Here is a 13,555-nt window from a genome sequence, read left to right on the forward strand (position 1 = left end):
CCGGGGCGAACTCAGTCCGACGGCGCTATCCAGACGGATTTGACGTTGGTGTACTCTTCCACGTGCTGCCGACCTGACTCGCGCCCAAACCCGCTCATCTTGTATCCACCAAAGGGAACGCCTGGATCAGCAAGCTGGTACGAGTTCGCCCAGATAACCCCTGATTTGATGCGCCGTGCCATCGTATGCACCGTATCCAGATGGCTCGACCAAACGCCAGCTCCAAGTCCGAAAACCGTGCTGTTTGCCAAAGTGACGACTTCGTCGATGGTATCGAATGGAAATACCGTCAGGACTGGACCAAATATTTCCTCTCGCCCGATGGCCATTTCGGAAGTCAGGTCTGCAAACACTGTCGGGGCGACAAAGTTGCCGTTGGCGAGTTCGCCTTCCTGGACACGGGCTCCGCCGGAGACTACTCGCGCCCCTTCTCGAACACCGCTCTCAACAAACCCGCAGACGCGTTCGAGCTGTTTCGTAGAAACAAGGGGGCCGATTTGCGTAGAGGTATCAAGGCCGTTCCCCATTTTTAGACTTCTACCAAACTCGGCGACACCCTCAACAACCTGGTCGTAAATTGATCGCTCGACAAAAAGGCGCGATCCAGCACTGCATATCTGACCGCTGTTATTGAAGATGGCTTGTGCAGCCCCAGGTATGGCTTTACTCAAATTGGCATCGGCGAAAACGATGTTTGGGGACTTGCCTCCCAGCTCCATGGTCAACCGCTTCATTGTCGGCGCGGCAGCCTGCATGATCCGTTGGCCGGTCAAGTGACTTCCCGTGAATGCGATCTTGTCAACCTCGGGATGCTCGACGAGTCGTGCACCTGCGACCGCTCCCGAGCCAGTAACAATATTGAAAACGCCTTTCGGTATCCCGGCCTCTAGGGCTAGCTCACCCAATCGCAAAGGCACAAGAGGGGCCTCTTCCGCAGGTTTCAGGACAAGCGTGCAGCCAGTTGCCAACACCGGACCGAGCTTCCAGATGGTGGACGGAATCGGGCCGTTCCACGGCGTAATCGCGCCGACGACCCCGATAGGCTCGCGTAGCGTATAGGAAAATATGTCGCCACCATGGGAATTGGGAACCGTTTCGCCGTGTACAGATACCGCCATCGCCGCGTAATACCGGAGCAGCCCGATCGCGCGCTTGCGAAAACCCATCTGCCGAGAGATAGGCGCGCCCATATCGATCGTTGCGAGTGTCGCTAGTTCTTCGAAATTGGCGTCCACGAGGTCGGCAAATGTCAGAAGGAGATTTTGACGTTCGTACGGCGTGCTCGTGCTCCAAGGCCCCGTCTCGAAAGCTCTCCGCGCAGCAGCTACTGCTCGGTTGATGTCTTCCTCGCCACCCATCGCGACATAGGCGATGGTGACTCCAGTGGCCGGGTTGATTGAGGGGTAAGTCTCACCTGTGGCGGCCTCGATCCACTCACCGTCTATAAGCAGTTTCCGCGTTCCCCTGAGAGACGGATAATCGGTTCGGATTGATGGTTCTTGAAGCACTTCCAGTTCTCCTTTCTCCCTCTCGAAGCTATTTCGCATATGCGCCGCGATGGCGACGTCGAGCTCACTCTTCCGAGGACGGGATAGTCTTGCGCTTCTCGAATGGGGCAAACTGCTGCTTGCGCCAGTCCAGTGCGGCCTGGAGGCTTACATTCGTGCGAAGGTCGTCGAACATGTCGCGTTCCGGAGAACCGGCCGTCCGCATCATCGCGGCCATGTCGGCACCGTGTCGCAATGCGGTGAAAAGGCCCATTGTCTCGAAACTTTGATTAATTGAGCGCTTGTTCCAACGCTGGCAGTTTGCTGCGACGCGCGACATTCGCTTCGCTACGAGCAACGTTTCCTCAAAGAGAGAGGCTGTCGGGAAGACACGCTCGACAAGGCCTACTTCCAGGGCCTCATGCGCATCCAGGATATCCCCGGTGTAGATGAGTTCACGGCACTTGTTCCCGAGTATCCAGGGAGCCATCATTGTCCCGATCGCGCCCGCGAACCGTGCTTCCAGAACGCCGATTTGCGATCGGTCCGAACAGTACCTGATGTCGCAGCAAAGGGCCAACTCAAGGCCGCCCGCCAGGCAGAAGCCGTCGATCATCGCGATCACCGGTTTGCTGCAGCGCCAATTTGACAGAAGGAATTCCTGCTGATCCAGGTATCGATCGTTGATTTGCTCGATGTTCCTTTTGGCTCCGGGATACTCTTTGAGATCGTATCCGGCCGAGAATGCTCGGTCGCCTGCTCCCCTCACAATGATCACCCGGACGTCGTCGTTGCCATCGAGCTCCGCCATCAACGCCCGATACTCGACGGTCAGTTGATCGTTGATGGCATTCATGCGATCCGGGCGATTGATGGTGACCACGGCCACACGGTCATCGACTTCAAAAAGTAGCGTTTCAAACATTGGTCGACCCCTTTTTCTTGGGTTGCATCTTTATCGAATTTGACCTGAACGTCTAGTTTTTTTCTTATGGGAAATATATTTCTTGACACAAAATGTTTCGAAGCTTTGAATGCGTCCCAATCAAGGAGCCGCAATAAGCTCCGATAACGATGAAGGGGACGGTCTCAATGATCGTTAGTTTAAGCCGGGACCTGACAGTCAAACTGCTGCTTCCCGATGATTTCAAAGCTCTTTCCCTGAGACTCGATGAGAGTTGGCCTACGGGCTTGTCCGGTGGGGATTTTTCATCGGGTCTTGCCGGGTGGGGCAGCCTTGAAGACCCCAATCATGTCTGGGTGAGAACCGAGCGGTTGCGGAAGCTTGGACCTCAGGCCGCCGATTGGCTCGCCCGTTTTGATGCAATGATCGACAAGGCTGCCCAATATGGGTGGACCCGCGACTATGGGGCTGAAGTCCGCATGCACATCGACCGATCCAAAATTAGTTAGTAATAAAGGAAAACGCATGTCCTACCTGCCTTTGAAGCACGGGCTCTTTCTGCCTCCTTTCCACAAGGTGACTGAAAGCCCCACGATCTCCCTTCATCGAGATATGGAAATCATTCGATGGGCGGATGAACTCGGATTTGACGAAGCATGGGTTGGCGAGCATCATTCCGGTGGCTTCGAGACCATAGCCTCGCCAGAACTTCTTCTCGCCGCTGTTGCCGAGCGAACCCGCAGGATCAGGCTTGGAACTGGCGTCGTATCGTTGCCTTACCACAACCCCCTGATGGTCGCGAACCGGATCATTCAGCTCGACCATATGACCCAGGGGCGCATCATTTTCGGCGTCGGCCCAGGCCTGCTCGTCACAGACGCGCGAATGCTCGGCATCGACCCTCAGCAGACCCGAGACCGGATGGCTGAAGCCTTGGAGGTCATCGTTCGTCTTCTCAGGGGTGAAACCATAACCCACACCGCCGACTGGTTTGTCCTCAAGGACGCGCGGGTCCATTTCGCACCATATCAACAACCGCATCCCGAAATCGCACTCGCCAGCTCGATTTCGCCGTCTGGCGCGAAGGCGGCCGGAAAATATGGATTCTCCATGCTTTGCGTTGCTGCGGCTGACCGGGCCGGCTTTGATGCCCTAAAGACCAACTGGGATATCGCGACGCAAGTTGCGGAAGCCAACGGTAAAAAAATGGACCCCCGTGGGCTTCGTCTTGTGGCACCGATGCACATCGCCGAGACCCGTGAGCAGGCGGCCAAGAACGTTCAGTTCGGCCTTCGCGATTACATGGATTACTCGAACAGCGTTGCACCGGGCCGCTTTCCAGCGGATGGCGATCCGGTCGCCTATATGAACGAGGTCGGCGGCGGCGCGATCGGTACCCCTGATGACGCAATTGCGCTGATCGAGCGGCTGATCGGCCGCCAAGGCGACTTTGGGGTATTCCTCCAGATGGCTCACAATTGGGCGGACTGGGAGCAAACCCGCCGATCCTATGAACTCTATGCGCGCTACGTCATCCCCCACTTCACGAAGGTGAACGCAAATCGGCAAGCTTCGCTTACCGAGATGGCAGGGAACGCAGCAAACAACGAGGCCGAACGCCGGCGCGCAGTCGAGGCTCAAATTGCGAAATATGCGACCGAGTCGAAGAAGGGCTAATCGTCTTTGGGCCGCGGACGTCCAAACCTCGGCGGCCCAAAATTTCAGACGATCGGAAAGGACCCGTTCCGGGAACGATGAAAATAATGGGAACAATGTAATGGGTGGAACTCTGATTGAACGACGTCAGCGACGTCATAGCGGCCATTTATGGCTGCTGTTGCCTGCCGCGCTGCTGATTTTGCCATTCTTTGTGTGGCCGTCAGTACTCATCATCGGCAAGAGCTTTTCTGGCGATGGCGGGCCGCTCGAGCAGTACAGGATCGTGTTCACGAATCCCGGCATTCGAGCCGTCCTCGTTTACACCTTCTACGTGTCAGCAGTCGTGACTGTGATAACTCTGCTTGTCGGATATCCGGTTGCCTTCGTCATCACTCATCTGCCCAAGAAGATTGCAACCGTTTGTGTCGCGCTGATTTTTCTTCCTTTCTGGGTCAGCACCGTCATCCGAACCTTCGCCTGGATGATCATCCTGGGACGCAAAGGTCCTCTGAATGAAGCTCTGATGGCCATCGGGCTACTCAGCCAACCACTTCGTCTTCTCGACAACGGGGTCGGGATGATCATTGCGATGGTATACATCCAGATACCATTTATGGTGATCCCGCTTATCAATACTATGAGGACGATCGACCCCAGTTTTATGCGCGCCGCAGCTATATTGGGGGCCAATCCATTCTGGCAAATTGTCCGCGTCTATTTCCCACTCTCCCTGCCGGGCGCAATGGTTGGATCAATATTGGTTTTCATTTCGTCTCTTGGCTTTTTCGTCACTCCTTCGCTACTCGGCGGCTCTCGAACAATGTTGTCCATCCTCATTAGCCAGCAGGCATCAAGACTGTTGAACTGGCCCCTCGCGTCCGCTTTGGCGACGGTCGCGCTTGTTCTGACGGCAGCGTTGTTTCTGGTTTACAAGATGGCGCGTGGCGCAACCGCCAAGAGCGGAGGCATAGCATGAAGAACGAAGGAATCGTCTGGAAGACTTTACGACTATCCGTACGTGCTTTGACGATGTTGCTCTTGCTTGCGATGCTAGTGCCGCTGGCAATTATCGTCATACTTTCCCTGTCGGACCAATCCTATCTGTCATTTCCCCCGAGCGCCTTCTCGTTTCGTTGGTATCGGTCGTTTCTGTCCAACGCGGACTACCAGAGCGCCATCGCCAACAGCCTGACAATTGGCGTGTCTGCCGCTTTTTTAGCTACGGTTGCGGGAACGCTGGTAGCCATCGCCGTCATCCGTGGAGCCATACCCGGGAAGAACGTTCTGTCGACATTGATGATGGCTCCTGCGATCCTTCCTCAGATCATCCTGGCGATCGGCCTCTACCCGATCAGCGTTCTGCTGTCTTTGAACGGCACCTACTGGGCCGTCATTCTGGCCCACGCCGCTGTATCGATACCTTTTCCCTTCATCGCTGTGTGCGGTGCGCTACAGGGTTACTCCGAGCGCATTGAGTATGCGGCGATGAGCCTGGGCGCTTCCCCTCGCCAGACTTTTCGGCACGTCACTCTGCCTATGATAGGCGCTAGTGTCTTCTCGGGCTTCGTTTTCGCTTTGGCGTTTTCGATTGATGAGCTCGTCTTGGCGATCTTCCTGACGAGTCCGTCGACTAGAACGCTACCCCTGCTTTTGTGGCAGCAGTTGAACTACCAGGTCACCCCGGAAATCGCGGCCGCCGCCACCGTTCTCCTCACATTTACATTGTTGCTGATCCTAAGCGCCACACTCGTGCGACGGTTCGGTCAGCAGAAATACAAGGTCTCGAGCGCATGATGAACATCGGAAAAATCAAGACTGGCTGCGCGGTTGCTATCAGGGAACTCACGAAGGAATACCATCCGATTGTCGCTGTGGCTCCGACCAGCGTCGATATCGCTTCCGGGGAATTCTTCGCGATAATTGGTCCCAGCGGTTCGGGAAAATCTACCCTCCTGGGCATTTTGGCCGGATACGTCCAGCCAACGGCGGGACGGGTTGAGGTTAATGGCAAGGACATTCTGTCGGAGCCCATGTATCGACGCAACATCGGCATGGTATTCCAGAACTACGCTCTCTTCCCTCACATGACCGTCTCAGAGAATATCGCGTTTCCTTTGAAGATGCGTGGCATGAAGAATGCCGACGTGGCGGAGCGGGTAAACCAATCCTTGGCGATGGTGCGGTTGGAGCAGTACCGCGACCGTAAACCTGGGATGCTCTCTGGCGGCCAGCAGCAGCGTGTCGCACTCGCAAGGGCGGCTATCTACCAGCCGTCGCTATTGTTGATGGACGAACCGCTCGGTGCCCTGGATAAGAACTTGCGAGACGAGATGCAGGAAGAAATCAAGCGGTTCCAGCAGGAGCTCGGCATTACGGTCATCTACGTGACGCACGATCAGCAAGAAGCAGCGTTCCTGGCCGATCGAATTGGAATCATGAAGGATGGCGCGATGGAGCAAATTGGCACGCCGCGGGAGCTTTACGAACGACCCAAGAGCCGCTTCGTTGCAGGCTTCCTCGGCGAAGCGTCAGTGTTTCCAATCACCGAGCTGTCGACGGGCTCCGACGCGTCCGCGTCCATCGAAGGTGGTCTCAGGATGAGGCTCAACCCGGCCAACGTTGTACGTGGCGGGAAATACGTCTGTATTCGCCCTGAAAATGTAGTGATTGGGGAAGACGCGGCGCGGCTACCCAACGCTTATGAGGGCCTCATCACAGAATCCCTCTATACGGCGGGCAGTGTCAAGTACCGGATCACCGCACCAACAGGGCAAAGTCTTGTCGCGCGTGCTTTACCACATACCGGGTTCCAGCTTTACGAGACGGGCCGTACCGTGAAATTCGGATGGTCGCCCGACGACGTCTGCATCATCAACTAAGCAGGCTGCTTCCCATATTTTCTGGAGACAATGCGATGTCGCATTTAAAAACGTTTGATTTCATTGTGGTGGGCGCAGGTTCCGGTGGCGCGGTTGTCGCTGCAAGGCTCAGTGAATCAGGCAAATATAGCGTTCTTCTGCTCGAGGCCGGTCCTGAGGACAAAAGCCCGTTGATCAAGATACCTCTCGGTCACCCTCTCCTTTACAACAATGCAAAGTACAACTGGAACCTCGAAAGCGAGCCGGAGCCCGAACTCAACAATCGGACTTCGTTCCAACCTCGCGGTCGTGTGCTCGGCGGGACAAGCAGCATCAACGGTATGATCTATGTCCGCGGCAACCGACTCGACTACGACGATTGGCGTCAGATGGGTTGCACTGGATGGTCGTACGAGGATGTCCTTCCGTATTTCAGGAAGGCTGAATCCAACATGAGAATAAACGACAGGTTCCACGGCAACGATGGTCCGCTCACCGTTTCTGACCAGTCGCCACCTAACGCGCTTGTCGCCGCAGCGTTTCAGGCTTACGGCCAATCTGGAATTCCGCACAACCCTGATTTCAATGGTGCGGAGCAGGATGGCTATGGACTCTATCAGTTTGCGATCAACAATGGTCGCCGCGCAAATACTTCGGCCGCATACTTGCGGCCCGCGCGGTCGCGGAAGAATCTCGTCGTGCAGACCAACTCTAACGTACGGCGCATCGTGCTTGAGGGACACCGTGCCGTAGCGGTCGAGGTAGTACGCGACGGTGTGGTGGAGACCATCTTCGCACGTCGCGAGATCGTGGTTTCTGGGGGTGCATTTCACAGCCCGCATATCCTGCAGCTATCCGGTATTGGTCCTGGGGACCTGCTTAGACGTCATGGAATGGCCGTCGAGGTTGACCTGCCTGGTGTCGGCGAGAATCTGCAGGATCACTTCTGGACATCCATCATCTACAGATCATCGAAAGCGATGACGCTGAACGACATCGCAAACAGTTATCCGCGGCGTGGCGTGGCTGCGCTTCAATATCTTTTTGGCAAGGGGCCGATGCGCGGCACCGGTATGCACATTGGTGGCTTCGTTCGAAGCGACGAAAGGTTGGACCGACCTGACCTCCAAATTCATATGGGTACGTGGGGTGCCAAATCCAGGACGGCTGCCGGCGTCGTACCTCATCCTTTCTCAGCGTTCTCTCTCAGCCCGGTGCATCTTGCTCCTCAAAGCCGCGGAAGCGTTCGAATCCGAAGCGCGAACCACCTAGACAAGCCGGAAATCCGCTTCAATTTCCTCAAGCATGAAGAGGATATGGAGACGTTAAAGCGGGGCATCAAATTGTCTCGCAACATTGCGCGTCAAGCGGCATTGAAGGAGTTTATCGTCGAGGAGGTTTTGCCCGGTCCAAATGTGAACACCGAGGCCGAGATGGAGGCCGACATTCGGAATCGCGGGATGTCGAATTTGCACCCAACGAGCTCGTGCAAGATGGGTGTGGATAGCGCCGCCGTGGTCGATCCACGTTTGAGAGTCGGAGGGGTAGATGGTCTGCGTGTTGCGGACGCTTCGATCATGCCACGCATCATCGTGGGCAACACAAACGCACCAACGATCATGATCGGGGAAAAGGCTGCCGCCATGATCCTCGAGGATGCCCTTTGAGCTTCCGCTAGTACCCAAGGCGAGCCTCTCCATGAACACACACCAGCAAGTATTTCCTGCGGAGATAAATTTTCCTATAGGCAATATTTTTGTAGATTTACCGTGTGTTGTGGGGTAGGTTCAACTTTAGGAAAGTCACTCTCTCTCGCGAAAACGAGGAATGTTTTATGCAAGATATGTTGCCGCAGCTCGCGGGAGCAGCGCCGTCTTTTGCTGCTGTCCAAGACGATCTGAATGCCCTGAAAAGTGGCCGTCCAACGGTATGGCATAACGATCGCTGGCGGCCTTTCGCAGAGGCGTTGTCGCGCGCATCAATGACACTATCGGACGTGGAGGAGGCCGCGGCCTCATGGAAGGAGTATAGGGGGGTACTTGCAGCACTATTTCCAGGAGAAGTTCCTGAATCGGGCGTTGTTGACTCCCAGCTTGTAGACATTGCTTCAATCGCGGGCCGCGAGAACGTTTTTCTGAAGGCGGACCATGACCTCCCGATCGGGTCGTCAATCAAGGCTCGTGGCGGCGTGTTCGAAGTACTTCAGCATGCAGCTGACCGCGCCGTCATCGACGGCACGGAGTTTGATCCGCTTGCACCAGATTGGGGGCGACTGCATTCGAACCTGGAGACGAGAAGGATTGTGGTCGGCAGCACGGGCAACCTTGCTTACAGTGTCGGCCGTACTGCTCGCGCCCTTGGCTTCCAAGCCGAGGTCCACATTTCCGCCGATGCAACCCCATTCAAGAAGGCAAGGCTAGTTGAGTTGGGTGCAGATGTCGTTGAGCACTCCGGGGACTACAGCGAGGCGGTCGCCGCTGCCCGGAAGTCTGCGGCCGGCGACGATGCGGCCTATCTAATTGACGACGAAAGCTCCCCCCGCCTATTTCTCGGCTATTCGTACGGAGCGCGCCTCCTCGCCGACCAACTGGCCTCGCGCGGGATCACGGTGGACGAGGAACATCCGTTGATCGTGTACCTGCCGTGCGGCGTTGGTGGCGCGCCGGGCGGATTGACGTTCGGGCTCAAGGCGATTTTTGGAGACAACTGCGCGTGCGTATTTGTCGAGCCAACTCAATCTCCGTGTTTCCTGGTGCAGTTGATGTCCGGGAAAAACACTCCGACGTCCGTCTATGATGTTGGTCTCAACAACAGAACGATCGCAGACGGACTAGCGGTGCCTTCTGCGTCGATCTTCGCGGTCGAGCAGGTGGGTGAGATGGTCGAGACTTGCGTCACTGTCTCGGAATCTGAAATGCTGGAGCTGTCGGCCAAACTCGGCGAGCATGGGTTTCCGGTTGAACCCTCTGCTGCATCGGCGCTCGGCGCGCTGGAGCCGTTTGTCAAATCCTGCAACGAACATGTCGAGGAGCGGAAGAGGCGGTTCGCAAGCGCGAGTGCCACCCATGTCATTTGGAGCACCGGGAAAAGTACGCCTGATACACTCAAGCTGCTGACGGAGTTTGCAAAGCCAAACTTCAAACGAGTTGGAGTATAGATGCTATGACACCGCGCGATGAAGTCGAACTGATCGAAGCCGGCCGTCGGGCTATAGAATCCGGGAGTCTGTCGGCTAGTCTCGGGGAGTTGCTCAGGCTCCAAGCCGACAAATATCCGCAGCGAGCCGCCTTGAGAGAGATCGATGGGCAGAGCAGAACCCTGACCTATCGCGATCTCGATGGCTTAGTGTGGCGCGTCGCCGCGTTACTCTCTTCATTCGGGGTGCACAGGGGTACGCACGTCGCGATAGCATTGCCGAACTGTGTAGAGATTATCGCGATCTGGATCGCCCTTTCTCGGCTTGGAGCGGTTGCCGTTGGCGTCAATCCCGGCCTGACCGAAAAGGAACTCGAGTACATCCTCGGCACATCCGACTCGGAATTCCTCGTCCTTGGCGAGGGGCGCATTGATTGGGTGTCAGACTGGAAAGCCTTTCGACTTCCCTCGGAGCGAATAATCGTGGTCGGGGCCAGTGTCTCGCAAGATATAGGCCGACCATTCGATGCCAATCTAGTCGAACAGATCTATCGGGAGCCGCAACTTTACGGTTCGGATATCGATGCGCCCGCCAGCATCTTGTATACTTCTGGATCAAGTGGTCGGCCCAAACCCGCCATGCTTCCGCACCGTTGGCACACGATGATGGGGCACGTGCGCTCGCTGCAGGGCCCCGGCATTGAGAACGTCCTCATCGAGAACCCCATTTACTACATGGGCGGTCAATGGCGACTGGCGATCGCGCTGACCCAGGCCGCTTGCGTGCTGGTGGCCAGCAAGCCGACCCTCAATCATTTCGCGCAGCGGATCACATCCCACGGCGTCCAGTTCTCTTCGCTGCCGAACCTGATCGCCAAGCGCCCAAACTTCGCGCTTGATGGTGGGTCTCCGTTGAGGTGGATGGCTTCCTGCGCTTTGCCAAAAGAGCTTCATACCGAAGCGGAAAGAAAGCTCGGAGCTCCCATCCGCGAAATTTACGGTTCAACGGAGATGGGCTCGACGATCGTTATGCCGACGCAGGCTACGACGATGGTTGGCTCCGGTTCGGTAGGTCTTCCCGCGGCGTTTCGGTCTTGCCGCATTGTGGACGCGCTTGGCAAAGAGGTGTCGCAGGGCGATGTTGGCGAGTTGCAGGTGCGCGGCCCTGGGATGTTGTCAGGCTACTATAACTCGCCCGAAGCCTCCACCGATGCATTCGACGACGGTTGGTTCAAGACCGGCGACCTTTTCCGTCAGGACAGCGATGGCTACTACTTCTGGGTTGCACGCGCCAAAGACGTAATCAGACGGAGCAACGAAAATATCTCAGCTACGGAGTTGGAGGAGGAGGTCGGCAAGTTAGCCGGCGTGCTCGAGGTCGTGGCACTCCCGGTCCCAGACGATTACCGAGGTGAGGAGGTGAAACTCTACATTCGCTTGCAGCCTGGTGCCTCGACCAGGGACGTTTCACCCCAAGTTATCCTGGATCATTGCCGGGGACGTTTGGCTGCCTACAAGTTGCCGAGATACATCGAGTACATCGATGAGTTTCCGCTCACCGTATCTCTCAAAATTTCGAAGCCTGAGCTCAAAAGGGCCAAAGCCGATCTGCGCGTCGGCAGTTTCGACCTATCGGAGAATCTCTGGCGATGACATTACCGGCGACACCCGATGGACAGGGCTTTATGAGCCGAGTCGGTTCCAGCGATCGGCACGAATTTGGGGACTTCTTCCTGTCCAGACTACTCGGCCTGAAAATCGAATATCCCGACGCAGGGTGCGACGTGACCTTCGAAGTAGTTCCGGAGCTTACCAATCCTTTGGGCACGCTCCACGGAGGAATAATGGCGACTGCGATGGATGTGTCGATGGGACATCTGCTGTTCAAGACTCACGGCTCGCCAGCAGCCACGCTCGAAATGAAGATTCAATATCTCGCGCCCGCATCCGTGGGTGAGGCCGTCACATGCAGCGCGTCCTTTCTGCGGTCGGGCAAGTCGATCAATTTCGTCAGGTCCGAAGCTCGCAACCCCCGTACGGGCGCGCTGTATGCGTTCGCCACGGCAACATGGAAGGCCATGAAGCCTTAAGCAATCTGGGAGAACAGTCATGAATGCATCACCTTCGAGTGCTCATACCTTAACTGGATCGTCAAATCTCATGAACAACGCAGAAGTCGCCCGCGACGTCTTCCGTTCGATTGCAGGGCATTGGCCGAGCGGCGTTGCCGTTATCACCAGCGTCAGTGAAACGGATGGGCCTGTTGGTCTGACAATGAGTGCGGTGATGTCGCTCTCTGTGGAACCCCTTCAGTTTCTGATCAGCGTTGATAACAAATCGAACACATTGCCCTCAATCATCTCTAGTGGAAGGTTTTGCATCAATTTCATGGCGCAAGGCCAAGAAGCGATCGCGATGCGTTTTGCCAGTAAGAAGGGCGAGAAATTCGAGGGCTTGCCTTCACGGCAACTCGAAAGCGGATCGGTTTTGATCGAAGGCGTCCTCGCTTATGCGGATTGCGAGGTCGGCGCGGTTTATGATGGCGGCGATCACCGCATCCTCGTCGGGCGTGTCACGGACATGGCGCTGTTGGGAAGCGTCCCCCTGGCATACTTCGCAGGAAAGTTTCGACGGGTGACCGATGCCTGACAATCAGGACCTGATCTGGGATTGCCATGTGCACGTGTTTGGCGATCCTCTGCAGTTTCCATTGGACCACTCGAGAATATACACTCCGGGCCTAGCAAATGCGGAAACTCTGCGATCGTTCCGCGCGCAGCACGGTATCGGCCGCACGGTCGTCGTGCAGCCGAGCGTCTATGGTAACGACAACAGCTGTCTGTTGGACACTCTTGCCTGGTTCGATGGAGGTGCGCGAGGAATCGTATCTCTCAAGCCGGACGTCGACCGTTCAGTTCTGCTGGAATACCAGGCAGCAGGGGTTAGGGGCGTTCGGTTAAATCTGGAGACAACCGCGCACAAGGATGACCCGGGGATTGCGCGGCGACGGCTTGAAGAGGCCGCGGCGCAGATCGAAGGGCTGGGTTGGCATATTCAAATCTACACGAACTTAGCGGTGATCGCTTCGATCGGTGAGGCTATTTCCAGCCTGCCGCTTCCCGTAGTTGTGGACCACTTTGGGCTGGCCCGGGCCGAACACGGTCTCAAGCAGCCGGGCTTCTGTGAACTGACTGATCTCGTTCGTCGTGGGACGTACGTAAAGCTCTCGCTTGCGGATCGCCTTGCCCAATCGCCTGACAGAATGAAGCCCTTTGCAAAGCAATTGATCGACGCCAATCCCGAAAGGGTGCTCTGGGGTTCGGATTGGCCCCACTCCAGGCGCGGCAATAGCGTGGAGGAAGTTGCACCATTCGGGATTGTTGACGATGCGCTTTCTTTGAACCTGATTAAAGAATGGTGTGACACCGACCAACAAATTAGACTGACGTTGAACGTGAACCCGAGCCGCCTTTTCGCTTAAGCCATAACAGTTGTGTGAATAGGAACTCCTG

General features: G+C 56.3%; 13 protein-coding genes. 11 read left to right on the top strand and 2 right to left on the bottom strand.

Annotated elements, in window-relative coordinates; genetic code table 11:
* Window positions 1-11 precede the first annotated feature (11 nt).
* Both GGD57_RS12050 and GGD57_RS12055 read right to left on the bottom strand, forming a co-directional pair.
* Entirely contained in the window at window positions 12-1,547 is a 1,536-nt protein-coding gene (locus GGD57_RS12050; protein WP_184469929.1) for an aldehyde dehydrogenase family protein, read from the bottom strand.
* Between the two features lie 25 nt (window positions 1,548-1,572).
* Window positions 1,573-2,412 carry an enoyl-CoA hydratase/isomerase family protein gene (locus GGD57_RS12055; RefSeq protein WP_184469932.1) on the bottom strand — a complete coding sequence of 280 codons (840 nt, stop codon included), beginning with the start codon at window positions 2,410-2,412 and terminating at the stop codon, window positions 1,573-1,575.
* A 167-nt stretch (window positions 2,413-2,579) separates the two neighbouring features.
* On the opposite strand from GGD57_RS12055, the gene GGD57_RS12060 reads away from it, so the two are divergent.
* The 11 genes from GGD57_RS12060 (at window position 2,580) to GGD57_RS12110 (ending at window position 13,524) form a co-directional block, all read left to right on the top strand.
* A complete protein-coding gene (locus GGD57_RS12060; protein WP_184469934.1) occupies window positions 2,580-2,900 on the top strand; it encodes a hypothetical protein in 321 nt (106 codons plus the stop codon).
* A gap of 16 nt (window positions 2,901-2,916) precedes the next feature.
* The gene (locus tag GGD57_RS12065) at window positions 2,917-4,068 is read left to right on the top strand and encodes an LLM class flavin-dependent oxidoreductase (RefSeq protein WP_246713612.1); all 1,152 of its coding nucleotides are present in this window, start codon (window positions 2,917-2,919) and stop codon (window positions 4,066-4,068) included.
* Window positions 4,069-4,168: 100 nt separating this feature from the next.
* Complete coding sequence (locus tag GGD57_RS12070) at window positions 4,169-5,026, top strand: ABC transporter permease (RefSeq protein ID WP_184469936.1); 858 nt, start codon at window positions 4,169-4,171, stop codon at window positions 5,024-5,026.
* Entirely contained in the window at window positions 5,023-5,844 is an 822-nt protein-coding gene (locus tag GGD57_RS12075; RefSeq protein WP_184469938.1) for an ABC transporter permease, read from the top strand. Before GGD57_RS12070 ends, GGD57_RS12075 begins: the two co-directional genes overlap by 4 nt.
* The gene (locus GGD57_RS12080; RefSeq protein WP_184469940.1) at window positions 5,841-6,929 is read left to right on the top strand and encodes an ABC transporter ATP-binding protein; all 1,089 of its coding nucleotides are present in this window, start codon (window positions 5,841-5,843) and stop codon (window positions 6,927-6,929) included. The genes GGD57_RS12075 and GGD57_RS12080 overlap by 4 nt, the downstream gene beginning before the upstream one ends.
* A 35-nt stretch (window positions 6,930-6,964) precedes the next feature.
* On the top strand, window positions 6,965-8,575 hold the full coding sequence (locus GGD57_RS12085) for a GMC family oxidoreductase (protein ID WP_184469942.1): 1,611 nt from the start codon (window positions 6,965-6,967) through the stop codon (window positions 8,573-8,575).
* Between the two features lie 167 nt (window positions 8,576-8,742).
* On the top strand, window positions 8,743-10,065 hold the full coding sequence (locus tag GGD57_RS12090) for a D-serine ammonia-lyase (protein WP_246713614.1): 1,323 nt from the start codon (window positions 8,743-8,745) through the stop codon (window positions 10,063-10,065).
* 5 nt (window positions 10,066-10,070) lie between these two features.
* A complete protein-coding gene (locus GGD57_RS12095; RefSeq protein ID WP_184469944.1) occupies window positions 10,071-11,696 on the top strand; it encodes a class I adenylate-forming enzyme family protein in 1,626 nt (541 codons plus the stop codon).
* Complete coding sequence (locus tag GGD57_RS12100) at window positions 11,693-12,133, top strand: PaaI family thioesterase (protein ID WP_210202848.1); 441 nt, start codon at window positions 11,693-11,695, stop codon at window positions 12,131-12,133. Before GGD57_RS12095 ends, GGD57_RS12100 begins: the two co-directional genes overlap by 4 nt.
* 19 nt (window positions 12,134-12,152) lie before the next feature.
* Entirely contained in the window at window positions 12,153-12,692 is a 540-nt protein-coding gene (locus GGD57_RS12105; protein ID WP_184469946.1) for a flavin reductase family protein, read from the top strand.
* A complete protein-coding gene (locus GGD57_RS12110; protein ID WP_184469948.1) occupies window positions 12,685-13,524 on the top strand; it encodes an amidohydrolase family protein in 840 nt (279 codons plus the stop codon). The genes GGD57_RS12105 and GGD57_RS12110 overlap by 8 nt, the downstream gene beginning before the upstream one ends.
* Window positions 13,525-13,555 lie beyond the last annotated feature (31 nt).

Origin of the sequence: Rhizobium esperanzae (genome assembly GCF_014197615.1) — a bacterium.
GTDB lineage: Bacteria > Pseudomonadota > Alphaproteobacteria > Rhizobiales > Rhizobiaceae > Rhizobium > Rhizobium esperanzae_A.

Excerpts from the sequence above, each read along its gene's own strand:
- GGD57_RS12050 (WP_184469929.1), bottom strand. The coding sequence starts at position 1,547 with ATGCGAAATAGCTTCGAGAGGGAGAAAGGAGAACTGGAAGTGCTTCAA.
- GGD57_RS12055 (WP_184469932.1), bottom strand. The coding sequence starts at position 2,412 with ATGTTTGAAACGCTACTTTTTGAAGTCGATGACCGTGTGGCCGTGGTC.
- GGD57_RS12060 (WP_184469934.1), top strand. The coding sequence starts at position 2,580 with ATGATCGTTAGTTTAAGCCGGGACCTGACAGTCAAACTGCTGCTTCCC.
- GGD57_RS12065 (WP_246713612.1), top strand. The coding sequence starts at position 2,917 with ATGTCCTACCTGCCTTTGAAGCACGGGCTCTTTCTGCCTCCTTTCCAC.
- GGD57_RS12070 (WP_184469936.1), top strand. The coding sequence starts at position 4,169 with ATGGGTGGAACTCTGATTGAACGACGTCAGCGACGTCATAGCGGCCAT.
- GGD57_RS12075 (WP_184469938.1), top strand. The coding sequence starts at position 5,023 with ATGAAGAACGAAGGAATCGTCTGGAAGACTTTACGACTATCCGTACGT.
- GGD57_RS12080 (WP_184469940.1), top strand. The coding sequence starts at position 5,841 with ATGATGAACATCGGAAAAATCAAGACTGGCTGCGCGGTTGCTATCAGG.
- GGD57_RS12085 (WP_184469942.1), top strand. The coding sequence starts at position 6,965 with ATGTCGCATTTAAAAACGTTTGATTTCATTGTGGTGGGCGCAGGTTCC.
- GGD57_RS12090 (WP_246713614.1), top strand. The coding sequence starts at position 8,743 with ATGCAAGATATGTTGCCGCAGCTCGCGGGAGCAGCGCCGTCTTTTGCT.
- GGD57_RS12095 (WP_184469944.1), top strand. The coding sequence starts at position 10,071 with ATGACACCGCGCGATGAAGTCGAACTGATCGAAGCCGGCCGTCGGGCT.
- GGD57_RS12100 (WP_210202848.1), top strand. The coding sequence starts at position 11,693 with ATGACATTACCGGCGACACCCGATGGACAGGGCTTTATGAGCCGAGTC.
- GGD57_RS12105 (WP_184469946.1), top strand. The coding sequence starts at position 12,153 with ATGAATGCATCACCTTCGAGTGCTCATACCTTAACTGGATCGTCAAAT.
- GGD57_RS12110 (WP_184469948.1), top strand. The coding sequence starts at position 12,685 with ATGCCTGACAATCAGGACCTGATCTGGGATTGCCATGTGCACGTGTTT.